This window comes from Thermoactinomyces mirandus (assembly GCF_013868055.1).
GTDB classification, from domain to species: domain Bacteria; phylum Bacillota; class Bacilli; order Thermoactinomycetales; family Thermoactinomycetaceae; genus Thermoactinomyces; species Thermoactinomyces mirandus.
In genome coordinates this window covers 1-16600 of sequence record NZ_JACEOL010000036.1, presented here as the reverse complement: position 1 = coordinate 16600, position 16600 = coordinate 1, and the positions used below count along the sequence as shown (strand labels likewise).

Sequence of the window (16600 nt, the reverse complement as noted above, 5' to 3'; positions counted from 1 at the left end):
GAAATTTTCCAAGCGTTTTTTGTGCTGGAATATTTTTGTGATCCAGCTTAATTCATATAGTATATGGGTTTGATGTTTTTTGATAATTTTTTTGCTTCTGGACTTGGGAACTAATCCCAGAAATCCACATGTGCTGTTTCGCCAACATTTTTGGCTACATAAAATTCAGCTTTCTTGTTTTTGCCATCGACATATTTGCCAATATTGCGGAAAACTCCGCATTGACCAGCCTTCAGGTACACATATCCAACATATTCATCCGCATTGTCCGGGTCGTATTCATACAGGTAATAATAGGTGGAAGGACCGGGATTCAGACAAAACATAAAGTCTCCGCCTCCCGACCTGGCATAGGCACTTGAAGAGACAAAGGTGGAAGAACCAACATAATCCCATTCTCCAGGCCCCATGGGCAATATGCCGGTTGGAGCGAAAACTACTGTTTCAGCCATTCCTTCATTACTGGCAAGTCCGGTTGAGAAAGGAAGCATCAACACACATATCCACACAAGAATGGCAATGCTGAGTTTCTTCAGTTTCACAAGAGATTCCCCTTGATCAGTGGTGTTATTATTTGCATTCGTAATAAACAAAATAATGAATGGTATTGCATTAGATAAAATATTAAGTATATTAATAAAACATTTTTGATTAAAGGAATAAATATTGCAAAAAGTAAAAAAATAATTTTAAAATTTTAATTTTATGTTAATACTTTGAAGAGGAAAAGCAGAACCAATCGGGAAATGTGGACTTGGAGCAGATAGTGGGGAAAATCCCCCTGTTACTTTGCTTTGCGACGGTTGCGGTATTGTACCCAGGCAAGCACGATGAAAGAAATGGAGGTGAGGGCAATCAACCCGATCCGGACAGGGATACTCAACGCCGATTCCTCCTTTCTCATCAAAACTGGAGTTATTGTTTGTGGATTGCAACCGGTTCATTCATCAAATAAAAACAGCCTGTTTTTCGGTGTGATGTTGTGGATAATGTGAATAAAATTGTGGATATCTTGATAAATTTTATGTTGATTCCGACAGGAATAAAAAAGGGGAGTCGCATCAATTGAGGCGACTCCTTTTACGTGAAAGCTTTCCCGATATTTCAATCCCATTGCACTAACCTTCCCGTTAATCCCTTTTCAAAAGTAAGGAATAACAAAACAGTTAGTGTCATAATTATCATAACGAATCATCGGTTAATTCGAAATATTAAACCTGAAAAGGTCACAAAAAAGTCAAATGAAAAGCAGTTCGTATTTATTATTTGTATAAAAATTATTCTTTTTAGATTGATTTGATTTAATCGGATAATCATGGGGGATTCTGCGGTTTTTCAAGGATATCGTTTTTTTGTCCTCGTTTTGTGAGGAAAAAAAGGGAACAAACTTTTATGATGCATGATGAATAATTTTATATAATTGTTAACCACAAGATATTGTGGATAATGTGGATAAGATTGTGGATATGTTGATATGTGAAAAAGGGGAAATGGAGAAAACCATGAATTTACCTGGATTTTTATCGTTTGTTTATTCAGCGCTTCAATCTGTTTACAAGTAATTATTCCAGGTTAAAACTGTCTGATTTCAATCTGCATCTCCAGGGATTGTTTTTCAGAGTGTTTTCCGGACAATCCCTGGAAAGTTTTTTAACACGGACTTGACTGTCCATTTGCGGGGAAGTCGATGGTAAACAGGACACCGTTTTTTTCATTGGTCAGTTGATAAGGGAATGAATGGATTTCCAAAATTTTTTTTACAATAAAAAGTCCCAGTCCGCTTCCGCCTGTACTTCGGTTTCTCGATTTTTCCAGGCGATAAAAAGGATCGAAGATCTTGTCCAGTTCGGACTCAGGAATGAAAGTGCCGGTGTTAAAGACGCTGAGTTGTACATGGGTCAAACGCTTCAGTTTGACTTCAACCAGTGCCTGCGGAGGTGAATAGTTCATTGCGTTATGAATGACATTGCTGATTGCTTTTTGCAAAAGATCCGGATCAGCATGAATAATTATTTCCGGTTCCAATTGTACTTTTAACTGCAATTGCTTGTCCTGACAAAAAAAGTCCAGCCTCTTTACGACAGCCTCGATCATGGAAGTTAAATGAACCGGTTTTTTTGAGGGGATAAATGTACAGGATTCCAATTTGGAAACTTCCAGAATCTCTTTTACCAGTTGCTGCATGTTTTGCATCACCATATAGGATCTGTACAAGTATTTGTCCCGGTCTTTGTAAACGCCAATTTGGTGGATCATGCCTTCCAGCTGGCCCATTACGGCTGTGATGGGCGATTTCAGTTCGTGGGAAATGGTGGCCATAAATTCCCTGCGTCTTGTTTCCTGTTCCCGTTCACGCTGAATATCGTCTTTTAATCTATTGTTGGCCTGTTTCAGTTCAGTCATGGTTCGTTTCAGATTTTGCGACAGTTCATTCAGGCTTTGGGACAGTTCCCCGATTTCGTCATCGGAATGGGCCGGGCAAGTCTGGCTGAAATCCAGTTTGGCCATACGTTTGGCTACCTCGTTGATTTTCAGCAGTGGCTGGGCGATCAATTTTGCATAAAGGAACGCGCCACCCACAGAAATGAGCAGGACAAATATCGCCATATAGGGCATGAACATCAAAATGGCGCTGGATGCTTCATCAATTGGTTGCATGGTTGCGATAAAGGTGGCGGTAAATCGGCCACTTTGGAAAACAATCGGTTTTTCCAGGACCTGGATGGGTGGGGTATTTTTATCTGTCCCGGATGATAATCCGCTTTTTGATGCAGACGGAATTTTGTAAAGTTGTGAATCAACCGCCGGAATGATCATCATGTTTCCCTGCTGGTCACGGATTGCCAAATCAACGTTGTAATCATGGGTGAATTTATAAAGAATATCCTGTGACTGTGAAATGGTCAGCGGTCGGACCGTATTTAATAATTGCTGGATGCCATGGTTCAGGTTATTAATTTTATATTGATAATAAAATGAAGGCAGTAAAAAATAAAAAGAGGCAAATATAACCGTTGTCGACAGTGCCAGTAAAGCACTGGTAATCAGAAAGATTTTACGGGTGATGCCTTGTCTTTGCGGTATCAAGTTTATAACCAACTCCCTTTACGGTGTGGATATAGGGAACTCCCAGTTTCTTGCGCAAATTTTTTATATGGGTGTCCACCACACGGGGATCCCCATAAAAATCCATGCCCCAGACCTTGTTTAATAACAGATCCCTTGAACATACCCTTCCCTGATTTTCCACAAGTGTTTTCAAAATGTCAAACTCTTTGTTCGTCAAACTCTTTTTCTGCTGATTGACGTAAACGGAATAACCGTCCAAATCAACTGTAATTTCATGATACGTTAACTTGCGATTCGTTTCGGCCGGATATGCTCTTCGCAAAACGGCTTCTACGCGTTTGTTCAGAATGTGAAATGAAAAAGGCTTGGTTATATAATCATCTACGCCCAGTTCAAATCCCTTGATCTGGTCGGCTTCCTCATCCAGGGCCGTCAACATGATGACGGGAACAGAAGAGATTTTTCGAATCGTTCTTAATACCTGGTAGCCGTCCATTTGTGGCAACATGATATCCAAAATCAATAAATCCGGTCTGTTTTCCATAAATTTGCGGATACCTTCGTCTCCGTCATTGGCTGTATCGACATCATAATGTTGAACTATTAAAAATTCCCGGATCAATTCCTGGATGTCGGTATCGTCTTCAATGACAAGAATCTTGTGAGACATAGTGAACCTCCTTTTTTATTGATTCTGATGTCATGATAGCAAGATCCTAAAAAAAGGAAAAACACTGTTTAAGAATAAATTTTGTACTTATAATGATATTTTATGATTGAAAAAGAAAAGAAGGTTGGATTCAAAAGGAAAGTTTTAAAAAATGGCATAAACAGACGGGGGAAGCAGCGAAATAAGCGGATGAACAAAACAAAAAGGGCGATGTTGACCGCAAATGGTGCATCACCCTGACCTTTACCCAGGTTTTCGGCTTAAGACATCTTTTAATTTTTTTGTGGGATCTGATAAAGTTTCTCTCCCATTGATATAAATACGGCTGGATTCATCAGGATTCCACGCAAAAGTTGTATAGAACGACTGGTTTGCTCGCACCATTTCCAGATCCATGATAATTTTAACTTTCGACAGATGAAAAACGAGATTTAGCTGATCAATAAACCCATGATAGCGTCCTGTCGGGCGAAATTGGAAAACTTGCTGGAAAGGGTGTGCCTTGGAGCCGGAATCATACTGATTGTAGATTTGATATAAAATAAACTCGGACTCCTCGACCTGCTTGAGACATTTTTGGACGACGGGATGGGGATGCACTTCAATCATGTCCTGATCACTGGGATCAATGGCCATTTTGATATCCAATCCGGTTTTTAAATAGACCGGGTAGCTTCCCGTTGACATGGGCGTCACGAGAGGTAATTCAATTTGAAAAGGGATTTCTTTCGTTTCATTCTTATGAATGGTAAAGGCCCTGGACAGTTGATAATTATGAAGAATGAAAGAGGTTTTTTTATGGTTTTTCAGATAATGAACAACCAGATACAGATAAATATCGTCAATCTGTTGGTCCGCTTGTCCGCCGCGAATGAAAACGACTCCCTCAACCGGTGAACCCGCATAATAAGGTTTCTGGTTTAAGCGTGTATCGACAGATGCCGCCCCAATCCCCAGACTGGTCAAAGATTTGTATAACAAATGCCTTCCCTCCTTCACTGGAAAACGATTATAAAGAAGGGAATTCTATCATACCATAAAATGTTGAGAATTCCTAATTCGGTATTTTCGGATTATATTGAATTTATTCGAAAAATTGTTTAAATAGGCACTTATTGTTTGTTTTTTTCATAAGATGTAAAGGAATTGCTGATTTAGACAATGGAAAAAAGTCCAGGAAAGGATGGGGATAGTCTGTGTGCGGAATTACGGGATGGATTGATTTTACGAAAGATTTGACCCGGGAGAGGGGAATCCTCCAACAGATGAATCGTACCCTTGTAAGCCGGGGCCCCGATGCAGGAGGCACCTGGTTTTCGCCACATGCGGCTTTTGGGCATCGGCGCCTGATCGTGATTGACCCGGAAGGCGGCATACAACCGATGGTCAGGACAGTGGAGGGCCGCAAATTTGTCATTACCTATAACGGTGAAATCTACAACATGGGTGAACTTCGGCTAAAACTGCTGTCACTTGGCCATTCCCTTTCCACCCGCTCAGATACGGAACTGATTCTTACCGCATATATCGAATGGGGAGAAGATTGCCTAAAATACCTTAACGGGATTTTCGCCTTTGCCATCTGGGATGAATGCAGGCAAACCTGTTTTATGGCAAGAGACCGGATCGGTGTAAAGCCTTTATTTTATACAAAGATCGGGGATTCATTCCTGTTTGGGTCTGAACTGAAATCATTATTGGCCCATCCTTTCGTGGAACCGGTAATTGATGACGAGGGCCTGGCTGAACTTTTGGTCATGGGGCCGGCCAGAACACCGGGATGTGGTGTGTTCAAGGATATTTACGAACTGCGTCCGGGCCAATTCCTGCGTTATGGCCGTGACGGGATCAAAACAGGCACCTACTGGGAATTGACCAGCCGTCATCATGAAGATAATCTGGAGACAACAGCCCACAAGATACGGGAACTTTTTCAGGATGCGATAAAAAGGCAACTGGTGTCTGATGTTCCGATTGGAACGATGCTTTCTGGCGGGCTTGATTCCAGCGCAATTTCTGCTTGTGCAGCCAAAGTGTTTCAAGAGGAAAAGCGGGGGATTTTGCATACTTTTTCAGTCGATTATATCGACAACGACAAATATTTTCATGTGAATGAATTTCAGCCCAATTCTGATGCTCCTTGGGCGGAATTGATGGCAGACCGGATCGGTTCTGAACACCATACCGTTTTACTGGACAACTTCGAATTGTTTGACAGCCTGATTCAGGCGATGGAAGCCCGTGACCTGCCGGGAATGGCTGATGTAGATGCGTCGCTGTTCCTCTTTTCGAGGGAAATCAGGAAAGAGATGACGGTGGTTTTGTCCGGAGAGTGTGCGGACGAGGTCTTTGGGGGATACCCCTGGTTTCACCGGGAAGAAATGGTGAATGCCGATACCTTCCCCTGGGCCCACTTGGTTACCAAACGGATTCCTTTTATTTCCCCGGAAATAAAAGCGCGAATCCGCCCTATGGAGTATGCAGAAGCACGTTATCAGGAGGCATTGTCGGAAGTTCCCCGTTTATCCGAGGACAATGCCGGGGAAGCACGTATGCGGGAGATGTTCTACCTCAATCTGACGCGCTGGATGCCGACACTTCTTGACCGGAAAGACCGGATGAGCATGGCCTTCGGGCTTGAAGTGCGCGTTCCGTTTTGTGATCATCATCTGGTGGAATATGTTTGGAATATCCCCTGGGCACTCAAAAAATACGGGAATCGGGAGAAAGGTCTGCTGCGTTATGCCTTCAGGGATTTGCTGCCAAAGGAGATTGTTGAACGCAAAAAAAGCCCTTATCCAAAAACACACCATCCCGATTATTTACGGCTGATGAAAAAACAGATTCGACAATTGCTGGATACTCCTTCGGCTCCACTGTTTCAAGTGTTGGACCGCAAGGAAGTGGAGAATTTTATGAACCAGGATTTAACCCAGCTGCATCTGCCCTGGTTTGGCCAGTTGATGAATGTTCCCGCTTTGCTGGCCTACTGGTGGCAACTGAATGAGTGGATGAAAAAATATAAAGTTGTAATTAAGTAGAAAACCCTGACACGGGTTTTTCTTTTACATAAAATAACATTATTCTTTTTTTAATTAATAATTTACTTAATTAAAGCATTAGAGTTATAATGTGAAAGGTATTTATTCGTGGAAAATAGAATGGTGGTAAAAATGCTGAATCAAGAACAAAACTTAAAGAGGGATTTGGGCTTTTGGCCGGCTATTTCACTGGTAGTTGGCGTTGTCATTGGTTCCGGTGTATTTGTCAAGCCGGGGACGGTTCTCGATTATGTCGGAGGCAATACGTCGATGGCTTTATTGGCCTGGTTATTGACAGGATTGCTGACGTTAGCGGCAGGGCTCACCATTGCAGAGCTTTGCGCTCGCATTCCCAAAACAGGCGGATTGTACATCTATTTGGAAGAAGTGTATGGCAGGTTCTCCGGCTTTATCAGCGGCTGGGTGCAAAATGTGATCTATCAGCCGGCATTAATCGGCGCGATGGGGCTTTACTTTGGCATACTGGTTGCCAGCTATTTCAAATTGGGGGGTTCCTGGCATTTGTATATTGGAATGGGCACCGTCATCTTTCTGGCTGTCGTGAACAGTTTGGGTGTAAAATACGGGGGAATGATCCAGGTTGTTACCACGGCTGCCAAATTGATCCCTATTGTCCTGATTGCTGTTTTTGGTCTGATGTATGGTTCGGGTGACATTTTTTCCGCCTCCACCGCGGGAGGAAGCAAAGAAGGACTGGGAGCGGCTATGCTTGCCGCCATGTTCGCTTATGATGGCTGGATTGCCTCTGCTTCGGCAGCGGGTGAGATGCGGAATCCGGCAAAAATTCTTCCCAAAGCAATCAGTATTGGCCTGCTGGTGATCATTGTCTCCTATCTGGCCGTGAACATGGCACTGATTCATATCATGCCTGCCAGCCAGATTCAGGCATTGGGAGAAAATGCAGCGGGGACGGCAGCCGGAATTTTATTTGGCGAAGCCGGCCACCAGCTTATCGATATCGGGATAATTATTTCGATCTTTGGCGGTTTGAATGGAAAAATATTAAGCTATCCCCGGATTTCATTTGCCATGGCCAATGACCGTCTGCTGCCGGGAGCCCGCTTTTTGTCCTGCGTTCACGCGAAGTTCGGCACTCCCGTCTGGGCGATCGCGTTTCAGATTGTGCTGGCCATTTTGTTTATGGTATTGAGTAATCCTGATCGTTTGTCGGAAATCGCGATTTTTGCCATTTTTATCTTTTATATCCAGGCATTTGTTGCGATTTTCCTTCTACGCAAACGGAAACCGGAGTGGATCAAACAGAAAGAAAACTATCGTGTTCCTTTTTATCCGGTTACTCCAATTCTGGCTATTATCGGTTCTGTATTTGTTGTCCTGAGCATGCTGACACATGACCTTGAAGGGGCTGTCATTACCATTATCATTACCCTTGCCGGCTTGCCCATCTATTGGTGGATGAATCGCAAACAAGAAGTTTCTGCTTGATATTTTCTCTTTGATAAGCTCATGAACCGCTGTTCTCTCGTGGTATAGGGAAGCAGCGGTATTTTCATGGAATGAGCCAAGTACCTCCCAGGAGTGTTCCGGTGGAAACGAATGAATTATGATGAAGATATGTCCCTATAAAGAGAAAAAAGTACTGGTTTCCAATATGTAGTCGCAATAATCAAAAAATAAAAAACAGGTGGATTAGATTTGGAGCCACTTTAAGTAAACCATCAAGACTTGATAAAACAAATCCCATAAAAAGGAGAGATCAATTGTGGCAAGAAGATTTATTGATCTGAGTGTGCCAATCAGCCCCGGGCTAAAGGAGCCAATCCCGGCATCAATCAGGTATTTCAGCCATGCCGAGGGAGCAAAGCAGGCCTCCCGAATGCTGGATATACCCGCTTCCGCCTTTCCTGACAGCAAGGCATGGGCAACCGAAGAGGTAGCCCTGAATACCCATACGGGCACCCATGTGGATGCACCATGGCATTATGGCGAATGGACAGATGGAAAACCGGCCCGGACCATTGATGAGATGCCGCTGGAATGGTTTTATGGGGATGGTGTGCTGTTTGATTTTACAGACAAGCCGCCAGGTTATGAATTTACTGTTGGAGATTTGACAGAGAAGTTGCAGGAAATGAACTATACCTTCAAACCGTATGATATTGTCCTGATTCGCTGTGATGCAGACAAGAAAATATATAAAAAAAAATTATGCCTTCATCCACGTCGGGGCATCTGCCGAGGCAACCAGATGGTTGATTGAACAGGGAATCAAAGTGGTCGGCACGGATGGATGGAATCCTCCTCTTGATGCGCAGGTCCAAGCATATGGTTCCGACGGTAAACCCATTTGAGCAGCACATTTCGTAGTCAAAAAAAAAGGAATATTGTCAATTAGAAAAATTGGCAAACTTGGAGCAAATCCCTGTTCCTTTCGGCTTTAAAGTCGTCTGCTATCCGGTAAAAATTGAAAAAGCCAGCGCCGGTTGGGCTCGTCCGGTTGCCATTATTGAGGAAGATTAGCTGGTGATATGGTCTCGGCAGTGAAAATATTTCCTGAAAAATACTGGACTGTGCCTCTGGATCCATTATGATTTTATATTGAGATTTTAAGTCGGGCAACTGTTTACCTGTTGGAACAATCATAAAAAACCGACTAATTCGTTTTTATATTGCAAATTGTGCTATAATCAAATTCAAAGATTCAGCAATTATTCTAAAAGGGGATAAATCCATGAAACACCAGGAAATGTCCGAGCGAACTATTCAGAAACTGGTTGATTCTGGAATCACTCTGTTTGCGAAATATGGTTACAGCAATACAAGCGTTGACCAGATTGTAAAAGAAGCGGGAATGTCAAAAGGCGCTTTCTATTGAATGACTTTGTCAAGTATTCCACACATATGGTGGCCAACACATATGAAAAGGGTTTTTCCGCCGTCCTTCTTCATTCTTGCATGAGATGCCAATATCTGCCCCGGATACAAACAGCTGGTCAGTCGGATGGAAGAATGGAGACAGGACCTGACACGTCTGTTTGAAGTCATGAAAAAGGAAGGAATTATTGGCAGCCCGTTGGATGCAAGAACATTGGCAACAGCAGCCATGGCCCTGTTTAACGGGTATAACATGCAGCATTATATTGATAAAGGGATAGGTCTGATGGGAATGATCGGAGTGTTCTATGAGTTGTTGCAGGTCAAGCAGCCTGAATGAAAGCAATAGTTAAATTGGGGTTTGCCGTAAAGATAGAACATGATTGGGGTTACTCTTTCAATTGAATTTTGTATAAAACGAAAATCATTAAATTAAATTATACAATTATAAATTATGATATAAGGACTGGTTCATGGGCAACCAGTCCTTTTTAAAATCGGTGGTTTCGGAGGTGAATCATACGGAGAACGAATGAAAAAAACTGTTTTTCGTATCAGTTACTCCAAAGGTGCAGGCCGAAGAAAGCCGAATCAGGGATAAAAGGAAGCGTTAAGCCTCCTGTTTTCGTTTAAGCTTTTTAATTCCGGAGCAATTCCGATTCTGAAAATTGAATGTTCCCGTTTTCACATACATGGTACTTTTCAAGTTCTTTTAGTGCCGCTTCAGATACAACAGTGCCACAGCCTTCACACTCGTATAAATCAACATATTCGTCACTCTTTTTTATCCATTCCGCACAATCAGAACAAACAAAGGACCTTATTTCTTCCTTGCCAACAATACGCTTTTCCATTTTGCACACCCCCTTTAATTGTTTTCCTGCATTCTTCAGCAGTAAAACGCCTTTTGCCAGGTATGCCGTCACCTTTTCGTTTTTGTTCAACTTTTCCCGGATGGATTGGACCAATAGTTTATAGTCTTGCGGTTTTATCGGTATGTCTCACGACTTCTGATTATTGCAACGTTTTTCCATTCTGGTCAATGGATTTTCAGCCATAAAAATAACCGCCTTTCCCTGTCGTATGTCACACGGTTCAGGTGGCGGTTATGATGCGGTCTGACGGTTTCGCGGTTAAAATACCGGATAAAGATAAAAATCGGTAAAACCCTTGCGTTTATTACGTTGGTGCGCCCGAGAGGATTCGAACCTCCGACACACGGTTTAGGAAACCGTTGCTCTATCCTGCTGAGCTACGGGCGCATAATCATAGCCAAACATCATTATAACTTTTTTACGGGAAAATGTCCATATGCTGAAGCAGACTCCCCACGAAACGAAAGAGTGCAGGGACAAAGAGGGTAGCGAGATTGGCAACAGTGGTATTCCCTTCTTTTGCCGATTGTCTGGTTTTTTTGAATCGGATTATGCTTGCATTAAAATATTATCAGATATTGCTATTTTTAATAAAAAATTCAAGAATTTATAGATTGATTCCTTAAAAAACTTATTTTTAGTGTTAAAATAAATATTGGTTGTTGGAAGTTTGTTCCTCTTTTATAAGAAACCATGTATGAGCGAAATGGTTTTGGGAAAAATAGGGACAACAAACCGCACAGAAAAGAGGGAGATTTATGTCGTTGGACTTGAACACAGTACTAAATCGGCAATTGGCTAACTGGAGTGTCCTCTATTTTAAGATGCATCATTTTCATTGGTTTGTAAAGGGAGACCGGTTTTTTGAACTCCATCAGAAATTCGAGGAATTTTACAATGAAGCCGCTTCAAACCTTGACCAGATCGCGGAACTTCTGCTGGCTAAAGGGGGTAGCCCGATCAGCACCATGAGGGAGTTTGTGGATCAGGCAACCGTCAAGGAAGCAACAGGCAATGAAACGACAGAGCAGATGGTACAACAGGTGATCCAGGATTTCAAAACCATCCTGAAGGAATCCGAAGCAGCAATCAAGGAAGCTGAAAATGCGGGCGATGCTGTTACGGCGGATTTGTTTACCGACCTTGCGGCAAATCTGGAAAAGCATATCTGGATGTTAACGGCATATTTGGCAAAATAGATTCAGAGTAAATCGGGCACCTTTTCCTTACAGGGAAAGGTGCCTTTTTTCGATACAGATCGATTATAATGAGAAGACGGAATTGACATTACAGAATATGGGGGATGCAGATGGAACCGGAAAAGTCTAAGAAACAAGCCCCTTCCTTGTCAAGGATGAATGTCCGACCTCTCCTGAAATTTGTCCAGGAAGCGGAATTGCCAAAAAAAATCATTGTGCTGGTGCTGTTTTTCAGCATCGTGGAAGCGGTGGCCGGGTTAATGGTTCCCTGGTTTACCAAAGGGACCGTCGACATGTTGACTTTGGGGAATTTGAGTGCTTCCGTCTTGATCCTGCTGTTTGCAGCCTTTGTCCTGCAAGCGGTCACCGGTGGTATCTCTACCTATTTTCTGGGTTTTTTGGGAGAAAAAGTAGTAGTCAGTCTGCGGAAAAAATTGTGGAACAAAGCGCTCCGGTTGCCTATTTCTTACTTCGACGAAAACGATACGGGGGATTTGGTCAGCCGCATCAATAACGATACGGTTATTTTAAAGACGCTCGTTTCCCAACAGATGGTGCAGTTATTTACCGGAATCATTAATGTGATTGGTGCCCTTTTTCTTCTTTTTTATCTGGACTGGTCGATGACCCTGCTCATGTTTGTCGCATTTCCGCTGATGTTTGCGATCATGCGGCCAATGGGAAAACGGATGTACCGGATCTCCAAAAATCTCCAAAAACAGATTGCCGACTTTACCAGCTTGCTGACACAGGCGATCAGTGAAATTCGGCTGGTCAAATCCTATACGGCGGAACCGGTCGAAAAGAAACAAGGGGAACAAACGATTGACCACATGTTCCGGTACGGCTTGAAAGAGGCGAAAGTTTATGCCTACCTGCAGCCGCTCGTTTCTTTTGTCATGATGCTGATGCTGGTGGTCGTGATCGGTTACGGGGGATACCGCGTGGCGACAGGAGCGCTCACTGCCGGAGAACTGGTTGCCTTCCTGCTTTATCTTTTTCAGGCGGTGATGCCGCTGGTGCAAATGTCCCAATTTTTTACCAGCCTGCAAAAAGCGTTGGGGGCAACTGAACGGCTGCAGCAAATTTTGCTGGATGTGGAAGAAGACGATCCCGGGTCAGAGACGGAGATTGACTGCAGGCAGCCAATTGTGGTGGATGGAGTTTCGTTTCATTATGTAACGGGAGACATGGTTTTACAAGATGTGAGTTTTACTGTGGAACCGGGTAAAGTGACGGCCATTGTCGGGCCGAGCGGGAGCGGGAAAACCACGTTATTTTCCTTATTGGAACGTTTTTATCAGCCAACGTCCGGAGAAATCCGGTTGGGGGAAACCCCGATTTCATGCTTTTCCCTGCGGAAATGGCGGCAGCAGTTCGGGTATGTTTCCCAGGAAAGCCCACTGATCAATGGAACAATTCGGGAAAATATCTGTTACGGGCTGGAGCGGACGGTAACGGATGAGGAAATGATAAATGCCGCCAAATCGGCCAATGCCTGCACATTTATTCAGGAATTGCCGCAAGGGTTTGAAACCCATGTGGGTGAACGGGGAACGAAACTGTCGGGAGGACAGCGTCAGCGAATCGCCATTGCCCGTGCCCTTTTGCGTGATCCCAGAATTCTTATGCTGGATGAGGCGACTTCCAGTCTGGATTCGACGTCAGAACGGGTGGTGCAGGAGGCATTAAACCTTCTGATGAGAGACCGGACAACCCTGGTGATTGCTCACCGCCTGTCAACCGTAGTAGAAGCGGACAAAATTATTGTTCTGGAACAAGGGCGCATCACCGGCCAGGGAACCCATCAGGAACTGTTTGAAACTCATCCGCTTTACCGAACATTGGTCAAACAACAATTCCGATGGGACAAATCCATTCACCAGTAACAGATCGATGATAAAAGCGTTCCTCTTGCGGGAGCGCTTTTGATTTGAAAGCCGACGGATTTCGATAAACACTGATCTGAAAATATTCCAATCCATCCCTGTAAGTATGACAAAAATCACTTTCATCGTATAGTTACTTGGCGTATACTGATTTTAAATAAGTTTGTATCGGAATGAATAACATCGGAGGGCAAAGAATAATGCGTCATGAAAAGGTGGATGTGATCTTTCAGGCAGCGATCAAAGTGTTTGCGGATAGCGGTTTTGACCAGGCCAGGATGGATGAGATTGCAAAGGAAGCCGGCGTTGCAAAAGGAACGATTTACTATCATTTCAAGAGCAAGGAAGATTTGTTTGTTGGATTGATGAATGAAGGCGTACAGAAACTGATCGATTTTGCCAAACGGAGTATCAAGCGGTATGATTCCCCAACCGAGCAGATGCAGGCATTGGTGAAAAGCCATGTTCTTTTTTATGTGGAAAATGGCATGCTGGCCAAATTGCTATTGAGTGAAGCATTCGGGACAAAATCCCGGCAGCACCAGTTTCGGATGAAAATCCATGAATATTTGCGGTTAATCGAAACAATTTTGCGAAGAGGAGCAGAAACCGGCGAATTTAAAGTGAAGCATGTGCCGGAAGCAGCCAGTGCCTTTTTTGGAGCAGCCAGCGTCGTTGTTCTGCAAAAGCTGTACAGCCTGGAAGAAAGTGAACTCCGGCAAATTGATGAAGCGGTTCCGCAGATGATTGAGAGTTTACAGCACATTGTAATGTGCAGCATTAAGAATTCCCCGTATTTATAATACTCTTTCCTTGAATTTGTACAAAAAAAGAGTATAATATGTTTTGTGCTGACCAGTCAGTACAAACCGGGTTGGATGGGAACACCTTCATTTTAAGGAGGGGGGAAAGATTTTGAAACAGAAACGCTGGAACCCTGTCTTCCTGTCCGGCTTGGGAGATCTTCAGCGATTATGGGCAAACAAGCCGATGCGATTGGGAATGATCGGGCTTTTATTGATTCCTCTTATGTACAGTGCTATTTACCTGTCTGCTTTTTATGACCCTTATGAGAACCTCCAGTATTTGCCTGTTGCCCTTGTGAATGAAGATTTGGGCGCCGTACAGAATGGAGAGCGGATTAACGCCGGGAATGAACTGGTCAAGGAACTTCAGGAGGATTCCCAGGTGAAATGGGAATTTGTTTCCCGGGCGCAGATGAATGAAGGATTGAATCACGGCATTTATTATATAGGGATCGTTGTTCCTGAAAATTTCTCCAAAGCAATCGTATCGGTTGATGAATCAAATCCTTCCAAAGGAAAAATAGAATATCATGTTGATGAAAGTAATAACTATTTATCGGGCACAATTGGCAAATCGATCAGAAGAGAATTGGAAATAAAACTGGATCAAAAGCTGACCAGAATCTATGTTGAAAAAATTTTTGTCGGAATATCAAAGTCGGCGGATGATTTGCAAAAGGCAGCAGATGGCGCCGGTCTCCTGACTGAAAAGATCGGGGAAGCTGCCGGCGGATCGAAAACGGTTCATGAAAGTATACGTAAGCTGGAAACCGGAGCGGGAACGATCGAACAGAATCTCGTCCTGTTAAATCAGAAATTGGCACAGGCCAGAGCAGAGATAGACAAGATTCCGTTTGCGGAGATTGAAAAAGCACAGAAAATCATCCACCAGGCAAATGATGAGATTCAAAGGATTGCCAATATCCCGTTGCCAGATACGCCTCCCGATTTAGGCAGCTTTTTGCGGGACAGCCAAAATTCATTGGAAGAAGCCGGCAAACAAATTCATGGAACGGAAACGGATTTAAACCGGCTGGTCAAAGAACATCCCGAATTGGCAAACGATGCAGCAGTGCTCTCCATGAAAAATTCCTTAAACAAGGCACAGAAAATCCACCGGTCGGAAACTGCCCGATTTAACCAGATTCGCTCCAAATTGCCGGATTGGGAACGGGCCTGGAAGGTTTTTATCAATACCCGGGCCAAAATTGCCGCAGATGCAAACCGGTTGACCGGGCGTATGGATCAGTTGACGGTAAAAGCCAATGAATTAAAGGGGGCGGCGAATCAACTGGTTGAGGCTACTTCCCGTTTGGCGGACGGGCAGCATCAGTTGGCAAGCGGACTGGGCCAATTGGAAACAGGAACCGGCAAGTTGCATCAGGGGCTGGATAAAATCCGGGCAGGAGAAGCAGAGTTACAGCAAGGGTTAAGCGAAGGAGTGCAAAAAGCCAAGGAACAGCTTCAGGGAACTGCCGAAAAGGAAAAAGCTATTGCCGATCCGGTAGACATAAATGAAAATATCCACCATGCAGTTCCCAATTACGCCACCGGTTTTGCGCCATACTTTATTTCCCTGTCCCTCTGGGTTGGCGCAATGCTGCTGTTTACGGTTGTTGATTTGTACCAGGTGCTTGATGATCGTAAACAACCGTTATCCATGGCCGCCAGTGGATTGATTGGCATCGGACAGGCAGTGCTTCTGGTTTCCACGATCGTGTTTATCCTTAAAATAGAGCCCATCCTGCCGGTATGGCTTTACCTGTTCAGTTTCTTGATGGCACTTACCTTTATCGCACTGAACCAGACACTGATCGTTTATCTGGGCAATGTTGGACGTTTTCTATCCATCGCCATATTGATGCTGCAATTGGCATCAAGCGCAGGGACGTATCCGAAGGAACTGTTGCCGCCGTTTTTCCAGGCAATTGGTGATTATTTGCCAATGACCTATACCGTACAGGGGCTTCGTGCGGTTCTTTCCAATGGAAATATGAACACCATTACCCATTGTATGTATATTTTGCTCGGTTTTATGACGATTTCCCTCTTGCTGACCCGATTGCATCTCCAGCTGGGGAAACCGTTGGTAAAAAGAACTGTGAAGGTCCTCAAAACAAAATTGAATCATGCCTGAAAAGAAGTGTCCGGCATCAGCCGGACGGAGGCTGTTGACAAAAGAAGGTCAACAGCCT

At 43.7% G+C, this 16600-nt stretch carries 15 protein-coding genes and 1 tRNA gene; 10 read left to right on the top strand and 6 right to left on the bottom strand.

The genetic code is table 11. The features are described from left to right. Positions 1 to 110: 110 nt before the first annotated feature. The 4 genes from H2C83_RS11310 to H2C83_RS11295 form a co-directional block, all read right to left on the bottom strand. Positions 111 to 542 carry a YndA family protein gene (locus H2C83_RS11310; protein WP_181740793.1) on the bottom strand — a complete coding sequence of 144 codons (432 nt, stop codon included), beginning with the start codon at positions 540 to 542 and terminating at the stop codon, positions 111 to 113. A gap of 1108 nt (positions 543 to 1650) precedes the next feature. Further along, a complete protein-coding gene (locus H2C83_RS11305) occupies positions 1651 to 3087 on the bottom strand; it encodes a sensor histidine kinase (RefSeq protein WP_181740791.1) in 1437 nt (478 codons plus the stop codon). Beyond that, positions 3056 to 3739 (bottom strand): response regulator transcription factor, encoded by a 684-nt coding sequence (locus H2C83_RS11300; RefSeq protein WP_181740789.1) that lies wholly within the window; start codon positions 3737 to 3739, stop codon positions 3056 to 3058. The genes H2C83_RS11305 and H2C83_RS11300 overlap by 32 nt, the downstream gene beginning before the upstream one ends. Before the next feature lie 243 nt (positions 3740 to 3982). After that, positions 3983 to 4720 carry a sporulation protein gene (locus tag H2C83_RS11295; protein WP_181740787.1) on the bottom strand — a complete coding sequence of 246 codons (738 nt, stop codon included), beginning with the start codon at positions 4718 to 4720 and terminating at the stop codon, positions 3983 to 3985. Positions 4721 to 4935: 215 nt separating this feature from the next. On the opposite strand from H2C83_RS11295, the gene asnB reads away from it, so the two are divergent. The 6 genes from asnB to H2C83_RS17790 all read left to right on the top strand — a co-directional run bounded on the left by asnB (position 4936) and on the right by H2C83_RS17790 (position 9976). Further along, positions 4936 to 6780 (top strand): asparagine synthase (glutamine-hydrolyzing), encoded by a 1845-nt coding sequence (gene asnB / locus H2C83_RS11290; RefSeq protein WP_181740785.1) that lies wholly within the window; start codon positions 4936 to 4938, stop codon positions 6778 to 6780. Positions 6781 to 6912: 132 nt separating this feature from the next. Beyond that, positions 6913 to 8247, top strand: coding sequence for an APC family permease (locus H2C83_RS11285; protein ID WP_181740783.1), 1335 nt, complete (start codon positions 6913 to 6915; stop codon positions 8245 to 8247). A 277-nt stretch (positions 8248 to 8524) separates the two neighbouring features. Next, positions 8525 to 9022: a cyclase family protein gene (locus H2C83_RS11280; protein ID WP_512700740.1), complete on the top strand. Its 498-nt coding sequence runs from the start codon at positions 8525 to 8527 to the stop codon at positions 9020 to 9022. Continuing rightward, on the top strand, positions 8940 to 9113 hold the full coding sequence (locus H2C83_RS18735) for a cyclase family protein (protein WP_512700738.1): 174 nt from the start codon (positions 8940 to 8942) through the stop codon (positions 9111 to 9113). Before H2C83_RS11280 ends, H2C83_RS18735 begins: the two co-directional genes overlap by 83 nt. Positions 9114 to 9493: 380 nt before the next feature. Further along, complete coding sequence (locus tag H2C83_RS17795) at positions 9494 to 9637, top strand: TetR/AcrR family transcriptional regulator (RefSeq protein WP_246333870.1); 144 nt, start codon at positions 9494 to 9496, stop codon at positions 9635 to 9637. A 126-nt stretch (positions 9638 to 9763) separates the two neighbouring features. Then, positions 9764 to 9976: a hypothetical protein gene (locus H2C83_RS17790; RefSeq protein ID WP_246333869.1), complete on the top strand. Its 213-nt coding sequence runs from the start codon at positions 9764 to 9766 to the stop codon at positions 9974 to 9976. 298 nt (positions 9977 to 10274) lie between these two features. Here H2C83_RS17790 and H2C83_RS11270 read toward each other — a convergent pair whose 3' ends face one another. Together H2C83_RS11270 and H2C83_RS11265 are read right to left on the bottom strand one after the other, a co-directional pair. Further along, a complete protein-coding gene (locus tag H2C83_RS11270; protein ID WP_220184119.1) occupies positions 10275 to 10490 on the bottom strand; it encodes a hypothetical protein in 216 nt (71 codons plus the stop codon). Positions 10491 to 10821: 331 nt separating this feature from the next. Beyond that, positions 10822 to 10898 (bottom strand) — tRNA-Arg (locus H2C83_RS11265). A 383-nt stretch (positions 10899 to 11281) separates the two neighbouring features. Between H2C83_RS11265 and H2C83_RS11260 the strand changes: the two genes are divergently transcribed. The 4 genes from H2C83_RS11260 to H2C83_RS11245 all read left to right on the top strand — a co-directional run bounded on the left by H2C83_RS11260 (position 11282) and on the right by H2C83_RS11245 (position 16542). Next, entirely contained in the window at positions 11282 to 11710 is a 429-nt protein-coding gene (locus H2C83_RS11260; RefSeq protein ID WP_312853909.1) for a Dps family protein, read from the top strand. Between the two features lie 110 nt (positions 11711 to 11820). Beyond that, on the top strand, positions 11821 to 13599 hold the full coding sequence (locus H2C83_RS11255; RefSeq protein WP_181740778.1) for an ABC transporter ATP-binding protein: 1779 nt from the start codon (positions 11821 to 11823) through the stop codon (positions 13597 to 13599). Positions 13600 to 13799: 200 nt separating this feature from the next. After that, on the top strand, positions 13800 to 14402 hold the full coding sequence (locus H2C83_RS11250; protein ID WP_181740775.1) for a TetR/AcrR family transcriptional regulator: 603 nt from the start codon (positions 13800 to 13802) through the stop codon (positions 14400 to 14402). A 112-nt stretch (positions 14403 to 14514) separates the two neighbouring features. Beyond that, positions 14515 to 16542 (top strand): YhgE/Pip domain-containing protein, encoded by a 2028-nt coding sequence (locus H2C83_RS11245; protein WP_181740773.1) that lies wholly within the window; start codon positions 14515 to 14517, stop codon positions 16540 to 16542. Positions 16543 to 16600: the final 58 nt, after the last annotated feature.